A 14,863-nucleotide genomic window follows, 5' to 3' on the forward strand; every position below is an offset into this window, starting at 1 on the left:
CCGTTTTAGAGCCTTAGAATAGTAAAATAAGGTTTTAGTATGTAATTTTACACGCGGGTTTTTGATATTTGATCTCTTTATATATACTTAGATGTCACACGGCGTGCGTCTGAAAACATGCCTGAAAGCAGAAAATTGCATATAAAGAAGTAAAAAAGGACGGCCTGCAGTGATTGAAGGCAAGGAGGTGCCGTTGAACGGCATGAGTACGATAGAGGTCGTCATTGCCGTCGTTTTGATCGTTATTTGCGCGGTGCTGGGATTTTTCCTTGGGATCGCCTACCGGAAACGCATTGCGGAAGCGGAAATCAAATCGGCGGAAGAAGAGGCGCGACGCATTGTCGGCGACGCACTCAAAGAGGCGGAAAACAAGAAAAAAGAGGCATTGCTCGGCGCCAAAGACGAAATGCACAAGTTGCGCGGTGAGGCGGAAAAAGAGATCCGCGACCGACGCTCTGAAGTGACTCGCCAGGAGCGCCGTCTGATTCAAAAAGAAGAGTCCATCGACCACAAGCTCGAACAGCTTGAGCAAAAGGACGAGCTTCTGAACAAACGCAATAAGGCTGCACAAGATCGTCTGGACGAGGCGGAAGCGGTCAAAAAGCAACAGATTGAGACACTTGAACACATCTCCGGTTTTACTACCGACCAGGCCAAAGAATATCTGCTTGATCGTTTGCAGAACGAATTGGCGTATGAAAAGTCGGTTCGCATCAAAGACTATGAGCAACAGCTGAAGGATGAGTCGGACGCGCGCGCGCGGGAAATCATCACCACCGCTGTGCAGCGTTGTGCCGCCGATCATGTGGCTGAAGCGACGGTCTCGGTAGTACCGTTGCCCAACGATGAGATGAAGGGCCGCATCATCGGGCGGGAAGGGCGCAACATCCGCACGCTGGAAACTCTGACCGGCGTTGATCTCATCATTGACGATACACCGGAGGCCATCACGCTTTCGAGTTTCGACCCCGTGCGGCGCGAGATTGCACGCATTGCGCTGGAACGGCTGATCTCCGATGGGCGTATCCATCCCGCCCGCATTGAGGAAATGGTCGAAAAGGCAAAAAAAGAAGTGGAGACCATTATCCGTCAGGAAGGCGAACAGGCAATTATCGAAATGGGCATCCACGGGATGCACCACGAGTTGGTAAAATTGCTTGGGCGCTTGCGGTACCGTACCAGCTACGGGCAAAACGTACTCAATCATTCGTTGGAAGTCGCCCAACTTGCCGGCTATATGGCAGCGGAGCTACACGCCGACGCAACCACTGCGCGCCGCGCCGGTCTGCTGCATGATATCGGCAAATCAGTAGATCGTGAGATCGAAGGTTCGCATGTGGACATCGGCGTGGATATCGCCAAAAAATACAAGGAACACGCGGATATCATCCATGCCATTGAGGCGCACCACGGTGACGTGGAGGCACGAACTGTGGTGGCATGCCTCGTACAGGCAGCCGATGCCATTTCTGCCGCACGGCCGGGCGCCAGACGTGAAAATCTGGAGAATTATATCCATCGGTTGGAAAAGCTCGAGACCATTGCCAATTCGTTCGAAGGCGTAGAAAAATCCTTTGCCATCCAAGCAGGGCGTGAAGTTCGCATTATGGTGCGTCCAGAAGCTCTGGACGACCGCCAGATTGTACTGGTAGCGCGCGACATCGTGGCAAAGATTGAGCATGAAATGGAATATCCCGGTCAGATTAAGGTACATGTGATTCGGGAAAGCCGCGCCATTGAATACGCCAAATGAACCGCTTTGGTTCATCATATCAGCAAACAACGAGGATGCGGCATGCCGCATCCTTTTTTATTCCGCCTGTTGAGCCTTAAGCATACGCATCAGGCGGCGCTTTGAGAAAGGGAGAAAAGATGGTCATCTTAGCCATTGGGGATGTCGTCGGTTCAGGCGGTTGTGGGTTTCTGCGTGAACACCTGCCGGCACTCAAAAAGTTGTATGGGGTTGATCTTACCATTGTGAACGGGGAAAATTCAGCTGATGGGAATGGCATCACGCCCGGTTCCGCACATCACATTTTCACCAGTGGCGCAGATGTCATCACCACCGGCAACCATGTGTTCCGCCGACGTGAGCTGCACGACATGCTGGAGGAAAACCCCTTTCTACTGCGGCCTGCCAATTATCCCGAACGCGACCCCGGTCACGGCTGGTGCACCGTGGACACCGGTCGGGTGCAGGTTTGCGTCATTAACCTCATTGGCACGGTGTTTCTTGACAGCTTTGACAGCCCTTTTTATAAGGCGGACGCCATCCTCAAGGAAATTGAGCAGACAGTGGGCAATGCAATCGTCGTTGTCGATTTTCATGCCGAAGCCACCAGTGAAAAACGCGCACTTGGCCTTTATCTGGATGGCCGGGTCAGCGCGGTTTACGGAACACACACACATGTGCAGACCGCCGACGAGGAAGTGCTTCCACAGAAAACCGGCTATATCACGGACATCGGCATGACCGGTCCGATTCATTCAATCCTCGGCGTGGAACCGGGTCCTGTGTTGGAACGCTATCTTACCAAAATGCCGGTTCGTTTCGTGAATGCAGGAGCACCCTATCAACTCTCAGGTGTCATATTTGACATAGATAATTTCACACAAAAAATAAATTTTGTGAAAAGAGTGCAAATAAAATAACATATATTCCCAAAATCGCTTGCTATTTAAGATTTTTCGTCTTACAATAAAGACAGGATTCTTTGATAGCAGCTGCGTTCTTGTGTGGAAAAATCGCGGTTGCTATCCATGTTATTCCATGGAGTTGTCGTGCACTGCTGCGGCAGGCCGGTACGGCAAAACCGCCTATAGCAATTCTTTTGCTATCAAAAAATCTACACAGGAAGTGGGGTCATTATGGAAATCATCAAAGTTTCATCCAAATCCGCGCCTCATGCCGTCGCCGGTGCCATTGCCAATGTTATTCGTGATAAAAGCACAGCCGAGATTCAATCTGTCGGTGCCGGTGCCACCAACCAGGCAATCAAGTCTATTGCTATTGCCCGCGGTTATCTCGCCCCTTCGGGAATCGATATTGTCTGTATACCCGGTTTTGCCAATGTGGAGGTGGCCGGGGAAAGCCGCACTGCTATCCGACTGATCGTCAAAACAGTCTGACGTACTGTAAGGTGGACTCGACGGAGCGAAACCAGATTGGTTTCGCTCCGTTTTTTATTGAAAATCCGGCAGCGTTTTATTTTAAAGAACGCATTGCTATCCCATGCTTTACGCCATGCGCGGAACGTGTTATGATATTAGCAGAAAAATGATCTGTCCTTCCCGTAGAAAACACCGACACCCTGCAAAGGGGGCTATCCTTTTTTGAAACACAACAAACACTGGGTTTACCGCTTTATGGCTTTGCTTTTGTCATTCACGCTCGCCGGATGCGCCGCACACCCATCGCGCAGCGCATCTTCATCTTCCTCATCAAAGACGGCGTCTTCTGTTGCTTCTCGCATGACATCTTCGCAAATCTCCTCTGCCGCATCGCGAGTAGCCACAAGGCCCACCACGTTCAGTCTGCCAGTGGTCTTCGCACAGGACATGAATCCGCTGACCACCGGCTGTATGATCAACCTCACTCTCTGGCCGCTGCTGTATGACTGTCTCTCACAACCGGATACGACCTTTACGGCGCAAAAAGGCTTGGCCTCTTCCATTACCAACAGCGGCACCACTGTTACGATACAGCTGCGCGGCGGCGTCAAGTTTACCGACGGGTCGATGCTGACGGCGGCGGATGTCGTTTACAGTTACAACCTGGCAAAGAATACCCCCTCGTCTTATTTTCATGGCAATGTCAGCAACATCGCCGCTGTAAACCAACAGGGAAGCAATACCGTGGTCTTTACGCTTGCCGCGCCGGACGCACTGGTGGAAAATTTGCTGGATGTACCTATCGTAAAATCCGGCAGCGGTGCAGTCACCCGAACGCCGCCTGTTGGCAGCGGGCCGTATACATTTTCCACCAGCCAGTTCAGCGGAACACTCTCTGTCAACAAGGGCTGGTACGGCGGCGGTACGTTTGGTTTTCAGGCCATTGCGCTGGTCAATATGCTGAGCACTGACGCCGTGTTAGGCAGTTTGAAGATTGGGGAAATCAACTACCTATATACAGACTACGGAAACGGTGCCGTACCCACTGCCAATCTGGACAGCAAAACAGTGAACCTCAACCGCATGGTCTTCATAGGTGTCAATTCCGCACACGCCCTTACAGCGGACACCCATGTGCGCAAGGCTATTTCGTTCACACTTGACCGGCAGTCCCTGAGTACAGATGCATTCTCAGCCCAGGCGCTTCCCACCGATCTGCCTTATAACCCGGACTGGGCGGGCGGCACCAAACCCGCCGCAGCAGATCTGAACACGCAATTGGACAAAGCCGGAACAGAATTGACAGCCGCAGGCTATACATTGCAGGATATCAGCGGCATCGCCACCAAAGCGGGAGGAGCGAATCCTTTACAGCTCACTTTACTGGTCAACAGCGGAGATCAGCAAATGACGGCGGCCGCCAACCAGATCAAGGTCTCGCTCTACAAAGTGGGAATAGGCATCAATATCAACGCGCAGCCCTTCGCCGCATATACCGCAGCACTACAGGCCGGAAATTATGACCTGTATCTCGGCAATCTATCATTGACAGCGGATATGGATTTGTCCCCACTGCTGGTCCCTGGCGGAGCGGCGGCTTACGGTGTGCCCGCAAACAGCTCTTCCCTCTCCGCTTTTAACGCATGGCGGGCCGGCGGACCTCTGAGTGCGCTCACCGCCGCTTTTTCCAGTGAGATGCCCTTCATCCCGCTGTGCTTCAAGACCGGCACGGTGACTTATACGCCCGGACTGTCCGGCAGCGTGACGCCCACCACACAAAACGTATTTTATGGAATCGCCGGCTGGCATTACTAAATGACCGACCGACCGATTGGACTGTCCGGCGACAAAATCCGCGCCGGTGTAAAGGAGTGGAACAGACTTGATTATTCTGGAAACCCCCGATGGCATCGTGGATGTGAGCAATGAATATTACAGTACGTTGATAGGCAATGCGGTTTCATCCTGCTATGGCGTTTCCGGCATGGCGCCGGGCAACGCCGCACAAGGCATCGCCTCGTTCTTCGGACGCAAAAAGATTGACCATGGTGTTCTGGTTACCGCCAACGGCCGTGAACTTGTCATTGATCTGCACATCATCGTGACCTATGGTGTGAATATTGCGGAGATTGTGAAAAGTATCATCAAAAAAGTAAAATATACCATTGAGGACGCAACCGGCCTTCCGGTGGAAAGCGTGAACGTTTATGTGGACGGCATGAAGGCCGACTGACCGGTCTGCGTCATAAATGGGCCCGGTCGGTGTACAAGGGCGAACGTCCTGTATCAAGCAAAAAAGGTGGCAATCAACATGGAAAATCACACCATCACTGGAGTGATGCTCAAACAGATGTTCCAGTCGGCGGCGCAGGCCATCGCGGCACAGGCCGAGCAGGTGAACACGCTGAATGTCTTCCCCGTTCCAGACGGCGACACCGGTTCGAACATGTCCCGCACCATGGGCGCGTGCGCGCACGCGCTTACCTCTGTAGACGGCAATGTGAGCGAAGTGGCGCAGGCCGCCGCGACAGCCCTGCTGCGCGGTGCGCGCGGCAATTCCGGCGTCATTCTTTCCCTGCTGGTACGAGGCATGGCGCTCGCGCTTAAAGACAGAGAAGAAGCAGACGGTGCCGATTGGGCTGCCGCAATGCAGGGCGGTGTAGACGCGGCATATAAAGCTGTGATGAAACCCGCAGAGGGCACTATCCTCACGGTAGCACGTGAGGCCTCTGTTGCTGCCGCCGCCAGTGCAAACAGCGGCGAGGACGCCCATGCTGTCTTTTTGGCAACGGTGGAGCAGGCAAAGGACACCCTTTCTCGCACACCCGACATGCTGCCCGTGCTGAAAAAGGCGGGTGTAGTGGATTCCGGCGGACAAGGGTTGGTCATCATCCTTTCCGCCATGCTGGACACACTTGAAGGCAAATCTGCTATCGTCATTCCCGAAACGTCTGCACCCGTGCGCAACGATGCCGTGGGCGAGGCCGAGGATGAAAGCGCATTCACCTATTGCACGGAATTCATCATCAACAAATACAAAGGCGGCGAAAGCAAAGATCCGCTCGCACTGCGCGCATTCCTCGAATCGATAGGAGATTGCGTGCTGGTAGCTGAAGATATGGATTTCATTAAAGTTCATTGTCATACCGACCACCCTGGAAGAGCCCTTGAAGAAGCGCTGACCTTCGGATTCCTAACCGATCTAAAAATCGACAATATGCATGAGCAGCACCGTGAAAAGGCCGCCGGAACGCCGTTAGAGTCGATCGGATTCGTCACGGTAGCTTCCGGAAAAGGCGTGGTGGACGTTTTCCGCGATCTGGGCGTGAACGCAGTGGTCGAGGGTGGGCAGACAATGAATCCCAGCACCGAGGACATTCTGAAAGCGGTGGAGAGCGTGGGCGCGCAAACTGTTTTTGTCCTGCCAAACAATAAGAACATCCTGATGGCGGCTGAACAGGCAGCGGCTCTTTCCGCCGGCAAGGCCCGTGTGCTTCACACCAAAACCATCCCTCAGGGGATGACTGCCATGCTGGCCTATCAGCCCGACGCGGATGCCGACCAAAACCTGTTGACGATGGAATCCGCCTACAATAAGGTGCGCACCGGGCTTGTCACATACGCCGCGCGGGACACTGAATTTGACGGCAAACGTATTCACAAGGATGAGATACTTGCCTTAAAAGAGGGCCGTGTTGCCTTTACCGACAGCAATGCAGTGCACGCCACGGTCAAACTGCTGCGGGACATGGCAGACAAATCCACAACATTCATCACCATCCTATACGGGGACGGCGCCAGTGCGACACAGGCTGAAACGGTACGCGCAGAAATTGCGGGGCGGTTTCCGCAGGCCGAAGTCAATGTCATCAACGGCGGGCAGCCGGTCTACAGTTTTATTCTATCCGTTGAATGACCACGTAATGGGTACTGCCGTATGATCAATACCCCGGCCAATCCGGCGGGGGCTGCTGCCAATAAGGGCAGTACGGTTTTCAGAAAAATGCGCGGCGGGTGAACAGCCCTGCCGCTTTTTGTTATCACGGAGGATACGCATGGAGGAACTGGCGCGGGATATGCAGACCCTGCGCGGCATAGGTCCCAAACGGGCGGCGCTGTTTGCGAAATTGCGTGTGCGCACGGTACGCGATTTGCTGCACACTTACCCGCGAGGATATGAAGACTTTACCACACCTGTCCCGATCGCACAGGTTCAGCTTGGAGAAGTGTGCTGCGTTCGCGTGGTGGTAATGGCACCTGCACAGGTGACGCAGGCGCGCAGCGGCATGTTGCTCTGCAAAGTGCGCACGGCAGATGACAGCGGCATACTGGAGGTCGTTTTCTTTAACAACAAGTACGCCGCAGATCTGCTGAAAGAGGGGATGCCTTACTTCCTGTATGGGCACGTGAGCGGCACGGCGTTCAAGAAAACAATGACAGCACCGGAATGTGTGCCTGCCGATCGCAATCCCGGTCTGCGCCCTGTCTACGCAGCGACAGCGGGGCTATCCTCTCGCGCGGTGGCGGATGCCGTGCGGGAGGCACTGCATTTGATGGAAGCACATGCCGTCTCCGATCCAGTGCCCAACGATTTACGGGCGGAACATCACTTGTGCCCTGTGGATTATGCGCTGCAAAACATTCATTTTCCAAAAGATACACAGGCGCTTACCGCCGCACGCCGTCGTCTGGTGTTCGGAGAATTGTTGGCGCTGTTGCTGGGGATGGGATTACTGCGCCATCGTCAGACCGGCAACAATGCGCTTCGTTGTTTGCCTGCGTATGACTTTACCCCGTTTTTTGCGTCCTTACCCTATGCGCCTACCAACGCGCAACGCCGTGCCATTGCGCAAGCCTCCGCCGACATGGAGTGTGCCGTGCCGATGAACCGGCTGATTGAGGGCGATGTGGGGTCAGGCAAAACGCTGGTGGCGGCGGCACTCTGCGTACTGGCACACGCCAACGGCCTGCAAGCGGCATTGATGGCACCCACGGAGATCCTCGCCTCCCAACATGCACAAAATCTAAAAAAGCTGCTTGCGCCCAGCGGCCTGCAGGTGGGTCTGCTTACCGGCGGCCTGCCTGCCACAAAAAAAAAGGAAATCAAAGCCGCATTGGCGGATGGTTCGGTGCATCTGGCAGTCGGCACCCACGCCCTGCTCCAGCGGGATGTGACATTCCACCGTCTGGGATTGGTCATCACCGATGAACAGCACCGATTCGGCGTGGCACAGCGGGCGGCGCTGGCAGCCAAAGGCGGGAGCGGACCCGCCGTCGATTCCGATACACTCCCGGAAACGCAGACGACAGGCACAGCGCAGTCCGCCCCGCATATGCTCATTATGTCGGCAACGCCCATTCCGCGTACACTTTCGCTGATGGTCTACGGCGATTTAGATGTATCGGTGCTCGATGAATTGCCTGCGGGCCGGCGGCCGATTAAAACGTATCTGGTGGGAAGCAAAATGCACACCCGCATCTACCGGTTTCTGCGCGCCCAGTTGGAGCAGGGGTTACAGGCATATGTCGTCTGCCCGCTGGTTGAGTCCGACGAGAGCGGATTGGCAGCCGCCGTGCAGCTGCGGGAGAAACTGGCGGCGAGCACATTTGCGGGGATGCCGGTAGGCCTGCTGCATGGAAAAATGCCGCCGCGTGAAAAAGAGCAGGTCATGCGGGCATTTGCATCCGGAGAATGCAAACTGCTGGTGTCCACCACCGTCATCGAGGTGGGCGTGGACGTGCCGAACGCCACGGTCATGGTGGTGGAAAATGCCGAACGGTTCGGTTTGTCACAATTGCATCAGCTGCGCGGCCGGGTAGGGCGCGGCGCTGCGCAGTCGCATTGCATTTTAATTTCCGACGCGGAGGACACACTGACACGCAAACGGCTCCAGACCCTCTGTAAAACCACCGATGGATTCGCCATTGCGGAGCAGGACCTGAAACTGCGCGGTCCGGGCGACTTCTTTGGAAAAAGACAGCACGGTCTGCCCGCACTCACGATTGCCGACCTGATAGGCGATATGAACATCTTGCGGGAAGCGTGCCGCGCCGCCGACACCTTACTCCAAAAAGATCCCGCGCTGTCCCGGAGCGAACATGCGGGGCTACGCAAAGCTGTAAATGCGCTGTTTGCCGACAGCGGTATCGTATTCAATTAACGGCGCAATCCTTTTCAAAACAAAAAATTCTGTTTTTGCTCCCACATGTATGCAGCGCCAATGTGTGGGAAAACTAAATTTGTCGTCGACAGATGACAAATTTATAGTAAAAACAGGAGGGCTGCCACATGGAAGCACGCCCATTTCGAGGAGGCGGACCGGAGTTCCAGCCGGGGCACAGCTCCGCCCAGGACAATACCGCACATCCCAATCAAACGCATAGACAAATGAAAACCTTTCACAACATGGTGCAAAAGGCGCAGCAGACCATAGACGACCATGGCGCTAAAAATTAAAGCAAATCCCCCGCCCGCCATTTCAAGATGGCGCACGGGGGATTTTTGAATGCATATCAGGATTATCCCGCACCAGCCGCTCACTCTTGCCGGTTGTCTTCAAAAGCGTCCATTACCCCCCGCAGACCCGCCAAATTATTTTGCGGTGCATTTTCAGGGATGGGGGCGGCAATGTCGAATGCCTGCGCACTCATCCAAAGCTGTGGGGTAATGACGATTTCGTAGCCTTGTCCGTTACCGGTCATCCAATGGTAAAACGGGCGGTTAGGGTAGCCAAATGCCGCCAAAATAAACATGATTGTGCCGCCGTGGGCGCAGACCACGGCGTGGGTGGAACCTGTGCGCAACAGCTGGTCTACAATGCCGGCGAACGCGGTGCAGCAGCGCTTTTGAAATGATTCCACCGGTTCACCGTCCGGCGGCGTGCTTTTCCCTTTCGCTGCCACCCACGCCTGATAGGAAGGATCGTCTTTGAGATCCTCCATAGACTTGTTTTCATATGCCCCAAAATTGCATTCGCGCAGATCAGGCACGACCTGCGGCTTTGCGCCGGGATAGAGTATCTCCAATGTGCGCACACAACGCTGCAATGGACTGGTAAAAAAAACATCTGCATAAGGATAATCGGCGTTTTGGGCGAGTTTTTTCAATTCCTCCTCACCGCGTTTACTTAACGGCTGATCGGTAGCGCCGATATACCGCCCCTCGTCGTTTCCTTGTGTCATACCGTGGCGAATTAAATACAAATGATAGGCCTTCATATGAATCGAATGCTCCTCTCTCGTGCGAACTGTATAAGTTATGTGCTATTATTCGTGTATTTTCGACAACCCCGATTTCGTCCATTTGCTTTACAACAGTCTCACATGCTACTATAATTATACTGTATGTTATATAAAGGAGCGGCGACATGAATAAAGACTTTCCACGCGTCCTAACGCTTTTGCGCAAAGAAATGGGCATCAGTCAGAAAAAAGCTGCCGGGGAACTGGGGATTTCCCAAGCATTGCTTTCACATTATGAAAAAGGTATCCGGGAATGCGGGTTGGAATTTGTCGTACGCGCGGCAGACTTCTATGGTGTGTCCTGCGATTATCTGCTTGGACGTTCTCCGGACCGAACCGGCGTCATGCTTTCGGTGGAAGATCTGCCGGAGCCAGACGCCGCCGGCAAGGACAACAAGTTTCGGGGAAGTCTTCTTCCCACCCTCAATAAAAAGCTGATGGAAAACTCGCTCAATATCGTATACGATATGCTCCAATGCGCCGGCAGCCGTGAACTGACTGTGGTCGCCTCCGATTTCCTGTTTCTTGCGGTTTATACTGTTTTTCGTGGTCTTTATCATGCAAACAACAAAAACCCGGATGGACTGTTTGCTATCAATAAAAGCCAGTTTACGCAGTTGACCTCCGCAGCAATGGTTTTGGATAAAATGCAGTTGTTCAACATTTTGCACGGAAAAAGCTGCCCAGGCGTCGCACCGTTTAAAGACGCAGAGAAGTTAACTCTCAGCCCGGAAAAGATCGCGCAGGAATATCCCCTTTTCTCCACTTCCTTAACAAATCTTGTGAAAAACGTGGAAAACACTATGGAAAAACAGTTTTCTTCTTTCCTGTAACACGAGTTCCCGCTTACATCATGGCAACTGGCCAACCTGCAAGGTGAACAGTACGGAACGCTTTCTGCTTCCCGCAGCGTTTCTGCCGCAGAACGATATTGCCGCTGAAACAAAGGCTAAAAGCAACCCCACCCTTATTGTATAGAAAAACCGCCGCCACGGCAAGCCGTGCGGCGGTTCTTTATGCAAAAAAGAAAGCCGAAGCGCGTTTTATCGCCCAATATCCGTACGGTACTGCATTCCATCAAAATGGATATCACCAAGTGCCGCATACGCAGCATCCAATGCCTGTGAAAGCGTATCCCCTAAAGCCGTCACACCCAGAACACGCCCACCTGCCGTGGCCAGCACGCCATCCGCAAGCCTTGTGCCTGCATGATAAACCGTAACATCCGGGTGCGTCTCGGCCGCCGCAATACCGGTGATGGCTTTGCCCGTTCCGTATTTGCCCGGGTAGCCGCCCGATGCCGCGACCACGCAGGCAGCGGCACGGTCGTCCCAGCAAATGGTCATGTCGGCCAGCCGCTCATCCGCGACGGCCTCCATAATCTCCAGCAAATCGCTTTGCAGGCGCGGCAACACCACCTGTGTTTCGGGATCGCCGAAACGTGCGTTATATTCAATCACTTTGGGGCCATCCGGCGTCAGCATCAGGCCAAAATACAGGCAGCCTTTAAACGGGCGGCCTTCGGCGTTCATCGCGCGCACGGTCGGCTGGAAGATCGTCTCCATGCACTGCGCGGCAATTGCATCGGTATAATAGGGATTGGGGCTAATCGTGCCCATGCCGCCGGTATTCGGGCCCCTATCGCCGTCCAGCGCACGCTTGTGGTCTTTGGAGGAAACCATCGGGCAGATGGTTTTTCCATCGGTAAAGGCAAGAACGCTGACTTCCGGCCCAGTGAGGAATTCCTCCACCACCACCCGGTTGCCCGAAGCGCCGAATATCTTATCCTCCATAATAGAATGGAGCGCGGCACGCGCCTCATCTACATCCTGTGCGATGACCACGCCTTTGCCCAGCGCCAACCCGTCTGCTTTGATGACGGCAGGATAACTCCCTTTTGCGGTGATGGCAGACAGCGCGGCGGCAGGCGTATCAAACACAGCATAATCCGCCGTGGGAATGTTGTATTTTTGCATCAGATTTTTGGAAAAGACCTTACTGCTCTCAATAGCCGCCGCCGCCTGATGCGGTCCAAATGCCTTGATACCCGCCGCTTCCAGTACATCCACCATACCGAGGGCGAGCGGGTCGTCGGGCGTTACCACCACAAATTCAATCTTATGCTCTTGGGCAAAGCGCAGCACACCGTCCACATCGGTGGCTTTGAGGGGTACGCAGGTTGCATCCGCCGCGATGCCGCCATTGCCCGGCGCACAATAAATCGTGCCAGCGCGGGGGCTCTGCTTAAGCTTTTTAATAACGGCGTGTTCGCGTCCGCCGCCGCCGATGACCAACAAATCCATGATTGTTTTCTCTCCCTGTGTGTACATATCGCAATGCCGAGAAACCCTGAACACGGGGCTGCGCCCCTTTCAGGCTGTGCGTGTGTATTTTCATCCCGCTTCACTTGAACATAAAAAGGGGGCTGTGCCCCTTTCAGGCTGTGCGTGTGCATTTTCATCCCGCTTCACCTGAACATAAAAAAGGGGCTGTGCCCCCTTCAGGCTGTGCGTGTGCATTTTCATCCCGCTTCACCTGAACATAAAAAGGGGGCTGTGCCCCTTTCAGGCTGTGCGTGTGCATTTTCATCCCGCTTCACCTGAACATAAAAAAGGGGCTGTGCCCCCTTAGTGCTTGAAGTGACGGTAACCGGTGAAAACCATCGCAATGCCCGCCGCGTCGGCAGCCTTGATGGAATCTTCATCGCGGATAGAGCCGCCCGGCTGAATGATGGCCGTAATGCCTGCCTTCTGTGCAGCCTCCACACAGTCTGAGAATGGGAAGAACGCGTCCGAACCCATCACGCTGCCCTTGACATGCTCGCCGCCGTATTTGATGGCTAACTCCAACGCAGTGATACGGTTGGTCTGCCCCGGCCCGATGCCTACCGTCTGGTGGTTTTTCGAAAGGGCAATGCCGTTCGATTTGGTGTGCTTGACTACCCGCCAGATAAAATGCAGTTCGTCCAGTTCTTCCGGCGTCGGCTGACGCTTGGTGACGCATTTCAGGTCATTTTCATCCAGCAGGAACGTGTCGAGTTTCTGCACCAGCAGACCGCCGACTACTTTGCGCATGTCCAGTGTTTCCGGGTCGTTGGGCTTGGCGAGATCGGGCAGTTCCAACAGACGGATGTTCTTTTTCTTTTCCAAAATGGCCAGCGCTTCCGGTTCAAATCCCGGCGCGATGAGAATTTCCAGAAAAATTTTCGCCAATTCGGTTGCGGTGGGGACATCCACCACACGGTTGAGCGCCACAATGCCGCCGTAAATCGAAACCGGGTCGGCTTCATATGCACGCTGATAGGCTTCCATCAGCGTAGCGCCGGTCGCCACACCGCAGGGGTTTGCATGTTTCACCGCTACGGCAGTCGGGACAGCCTCGCCAAACTCCTTGAGCAGGTCGAGCGCGCCGTTTGCATCGTTGATGTTGTTATAGGAGAGCTCCTTGCCGTGCAGCTGTTTTGCCGCCGCCAAGGTGTTTGACGGCGCACCTACCTCGGTGTAAAATGCCGCAGGCTGGTGCGGATTTTCACCGTAACGCATCTCCTGCCGTTTTTCAAAGGTGAGGGTAAGCGCGTCCGGCAGACTATGGTCGCCGCGTGCTTTTCTCAGATAATCAGCAATCAGCGCATCATACTGTGCGGTGTGCTCAAAGACCTTGGCCGCCAGACGGAACTTTGTCTCGCGTGAGACCGCCCCGTTTTGACGCAGCTCGTCCAGCACCACAGCATAGTCCGTCGGGTCGATGACCACCGCCACATCCTGCCAGTTTTTAGCTGCGCCGCGAATCATGGACGGGCCGCCGATGTCAATGTTTTCAATGGCTTCCTCCAGCGACACGCCGGGTTTCAAAATGGTTTCTTTAAACGGGTAAAGGTTGATGGCCACAATGTCGATGGGGGTCACACCCAATTCCTTGATCTGACGCATGTGCTCGGCATTGCTGCGTATGGCGAGGATACCCGCGTGTACCTTTGGATGCAGCGTCTTGACCCGCCCGTCCAGGCATTCCGGAAAACCGGTGATATCGCTGATGCCGGTCACGGCCACACCAGCGTCCGCCAATGCTTTCGCCGTGCCGCCGGTGGACACCACTTCATACCCGAGATCTTCCAGCGCTTTTGCGAACGCCGCCACGCCGGTTTTGTCTGAAACACTGATGAGTGCGCGTTTTTTCATAATTTCCTCCAATCGTGTGCAAAGCACCGTTCCCTCGCGTGGCTACCCCATGCCCACGACCAGGCAAATAAAAACCGCCCGGGGATAGCTCAACACTACGCCCAGGCGGTCGGCATTCACGTTACCATTGGGCAAAACCCCGTAACCCAACCGTACTCCGTGTGGTTTATCCACTTCCGCCAGTCATACGGTCTTTTCAAGGATAGTATACCAAAAAGGCATTGAAAAAACAAGCCATTCGGGACAGCAGCACGCATTTTGTTGGAAAACCGCGACAATTATTTTCACGGAAATACTTCCCAAACGTCTTGCCATATGATATATTATTGATA

The 14,863-nt window shown here is 54.2% G+C and carries 12 protein-coding genes and 1 riboswitch; of the genes, 9 read left to right on the forward strand and 3 right to left on the reverse strand.

Features of this window, described 5'->3' with window-relative positions:
• The first annotated feature begins 202 nt into the window (after positions 1-202).
• The 8 genes from rny to ABF463_RS01300 all read left to right on the forward strand — a co-directional run bounded on the left by rny (position 203) and on the right by ABF463_RS01300 (position 9,568).
• On the forward strand, positions 203-1,753 hold the full coding sequence (gene rny / locus ABF463_RS01265; RefSeq protein ID WP_415531732.1) for a ribonuclease Y: 1,551 nt from the start codon (positions 203-205) through the stop codon (positions 1,751-1,753).
• A gap of 119 nt (positions 1,754-1,872) precedes the next feature.
• Positions 1,873-2,652, forward strand: a complete 780-nt coding sequence (locus tag ABF463_RS01270; RefSeq protein ID WP_415531733.1) for a TIGR00282 family metallophosphoesterase — start codon at positions 1,873-1,875, stop codon at positions 2,650-2,652.
• Positions 2,653-2,868: 216 nt separating this feature from the next.
• Positions 2,869-3,129, forward strand: a complete 261-nt coding sequence (locus tag ABF463_RS01275; protein ID WP_415531721.1) for a stage V sporulation protein S — start codon at positions 2,869-2,871, stop codon at positions 3,127-3,129.
• A 204-nt stretch (positions 3,130-3,333) separates the two neighbouring features.
• Positions 3,334-4,926, forward strand: coding sequence for an ABC transporter substrate-binding protein (locus ABF463_RS01280; RefSeq protein WP_415531722.1), 1,593 nt, complete (start codon positions 3,334-3,336; stop codon positions 4,924-4,926).
• A 67-nt stretch (positions 4,927-4,993) separates the two neighbouring features.
• The gene (locus ABF463_RS01285) at positions 4,994-5,344 is read left to right on the forward strand and encodes an Asp23/Gls24 family envelope stress response protein (protein WP_415531723.1); all 351 of its coding nucleotides are present in this window, start codon (positions 4,994-4,996) and stop codon (positions 5,342-5,344) included.
• Positions 5,345-5,422: 78 nt separating this feature from the next.
• Positions 5,423-7,027 (forward strand): DAK2 domain-containing protein, encoded by a 1,605-nt coding sequence (locus tag ABF463_RS01290; protein WP_415531724.1) that lies wholly within the window; start codon positions 5,423-5,425, stop codon positions 7,025-7,027.
• Positions 7,028-7,166: 139 nt separating this feature from the next.
• Positions 7,167-9,272 (forward strand): ATP-dependent DNA helicase RecG, encoded by a 2,106-nt coding sequence (recG, locus tag ABF463_RS01295; RefSeq protein WP_415531725.1) that lies wholly within the window; start codon positions 7,167-7,169, stop codon positions 9,270-9,272.
• 128 nt (positions 9,273-9,400) lie between these two features.
• Positions 9,401-9,568: a hypothetical protein gene (locus ABF463_RS01300; protein ID WP_415531726.1), complete on the forward strand. Its 168-nt coding sequence runs from the start codon at positions 9,401-9,403 to the stop codon at positions 9,566-9,568.
• Positions 9,569-9,648: 80 nt separating this feature from the next.
• On the opposite strand, the gene ABF463_RS01305 is transcribed toward ABF463_RS01300, so the two are convergent.
• Positions 9,649-10,329 (reverse strand): histidine phosphatase family protein, encoded by a 681-nt coding sequence (locus ABF463_RS01305; RefSeq protein WP_415531727.1) that lies wholly within the window; start codon positions 10,327-10,329, stop codon positions 9,649-9,651.
• Between the two features lie 149 nt (positions 10,330-10,478).
• On the opposite strand from ABF463_RS01305, the gene ABF463_RS01310 reads away from it, so the two are divergent.
• Entirely contained in the window at positions 10,479-11,186 is a 708-nt protein-coding gene (locus tag ABF463_RS01310; protein WP_415531728.1) for a helix-turn-helix domain-containing protein, read from the forward strand.
• 210 nt (positions 11,187-11,396) lie between these two features.
• Here the strand turns inward: ABF463_RS01310 and purD are convergent, their stop codons facing one another.
• On the reverse strand, positions 11,397-12,656 hold the full coding sequence (gene purD / locus ABF463_RS01315) for a phosphoribosylamine--glycine ligase (protein WP_415531729.1): 1,260 nt from the start codon (positions 12,654-12,656) through the stop codon (positions 11,397-11,399).
• 324 nt (positions 12,657-12,980) lie between these two features.
• Positions 12,981-14,531 carry a bifunctional phosphoribosylaminoimidazolecarboxamide formyltransferase/IMP cyclohydrolase gene (gene purH, locus ABF463_RS01320; RefSeq protein ID WP_415531730.1) on the reverse strand — a complete coding sequence of 517 codons (1,551 nt, stop codon included), beginning with the start codon at positions 14,529-14,531 and terminating at the stop codon, positions 12,981-12,983.
• 92 nt (positions 14,532-14,623) lie between these two features.
• A riboswitch (ZMP/ZTP riboswitch) is annotated at positions 14,624-14,728 on the reverse strand.
• Positions 14,729-14,863: the final 135 nt, after the last annotated feature.

It is taken from the genome of Ethanoligenens sp. (genome assembly GCF_047718355.1).
In the GTDB taxonomy this organism is placed as follows: Bacteria; Bacillota; Clostridia; order Oscillospirales; family Ethanoligenentaceae; genus Ethanoligenens.

Bases quoted from the DNA above. Each gene is read 5' to 3' on its own strand.
- rny (WP_415531732.1), top strand. From the start codon at position 203: ATGAGTACGATAGAGGTCGTCATTGCCGTCGTTTTGATCGTTATTTGC.
- ABF463_RS01270 (WP_415531733.1), top strand. From the start codon at position 1,873: ATGGTCATCTTAGCCATTGGGGATGTCGTCGGTTCAGGCGGTTGTGGG.
- ABF463_RS01275 (WP_415531721.1), top strand. From the start codon at position 2,869: ATGGAAATCATCAAAGTTTCATCCAAATCCGCGCCTCATGCCGTCGCC.
- ABF463_RS01290 (WP_415531724.1), top strand. From the start codon at position 5,423: ATGGAAAATCACACCATCACTGGAGTGATGCTCAAACAGATGTTCCAG.
- recG (WP_415531725.1), top strand. From the start codon at position 7,167: ATGGAGGAACTGGCGCGGGATATGCAGACCCTGCGCGGCATAGGTCCC.
- ABF463_RS01300 (WP_415531726.1), top strand. From the start codon at position 9,401: ATGGAAGCACGCCCATTTCGAGGAGGCGGACCGGAGTTCCAGCCGGGG.
- ABF463_RS01305 (WP_415531727.1), bottom strand. From the start codon at position 10,329: ATGAAGGCCTATCATTTGTATTTAATTCGCCACGGTATGACACAAGGA.
- ABF463_RS01310 (WP_415531728.1), top strand. From the start codon at position 10,479: ATGAATAAAGACTTTCCACGCGTCCTAACGCTTTTGCGCAAAGAAATG.
- purD (WP_415531729.1), bottom strand. From the start codon at position 12,656: ATGGATTTGTTGGTCATCGGCGGCGGCGGACGCGAACACGCCGTTATT.
- purH (WP_415531730.1), bottom strand. From the start codon at position 14,531: ATGAAAAAACGCGCACTCATCAGTGTTTCAGACAAAACCGGCGTGGCG.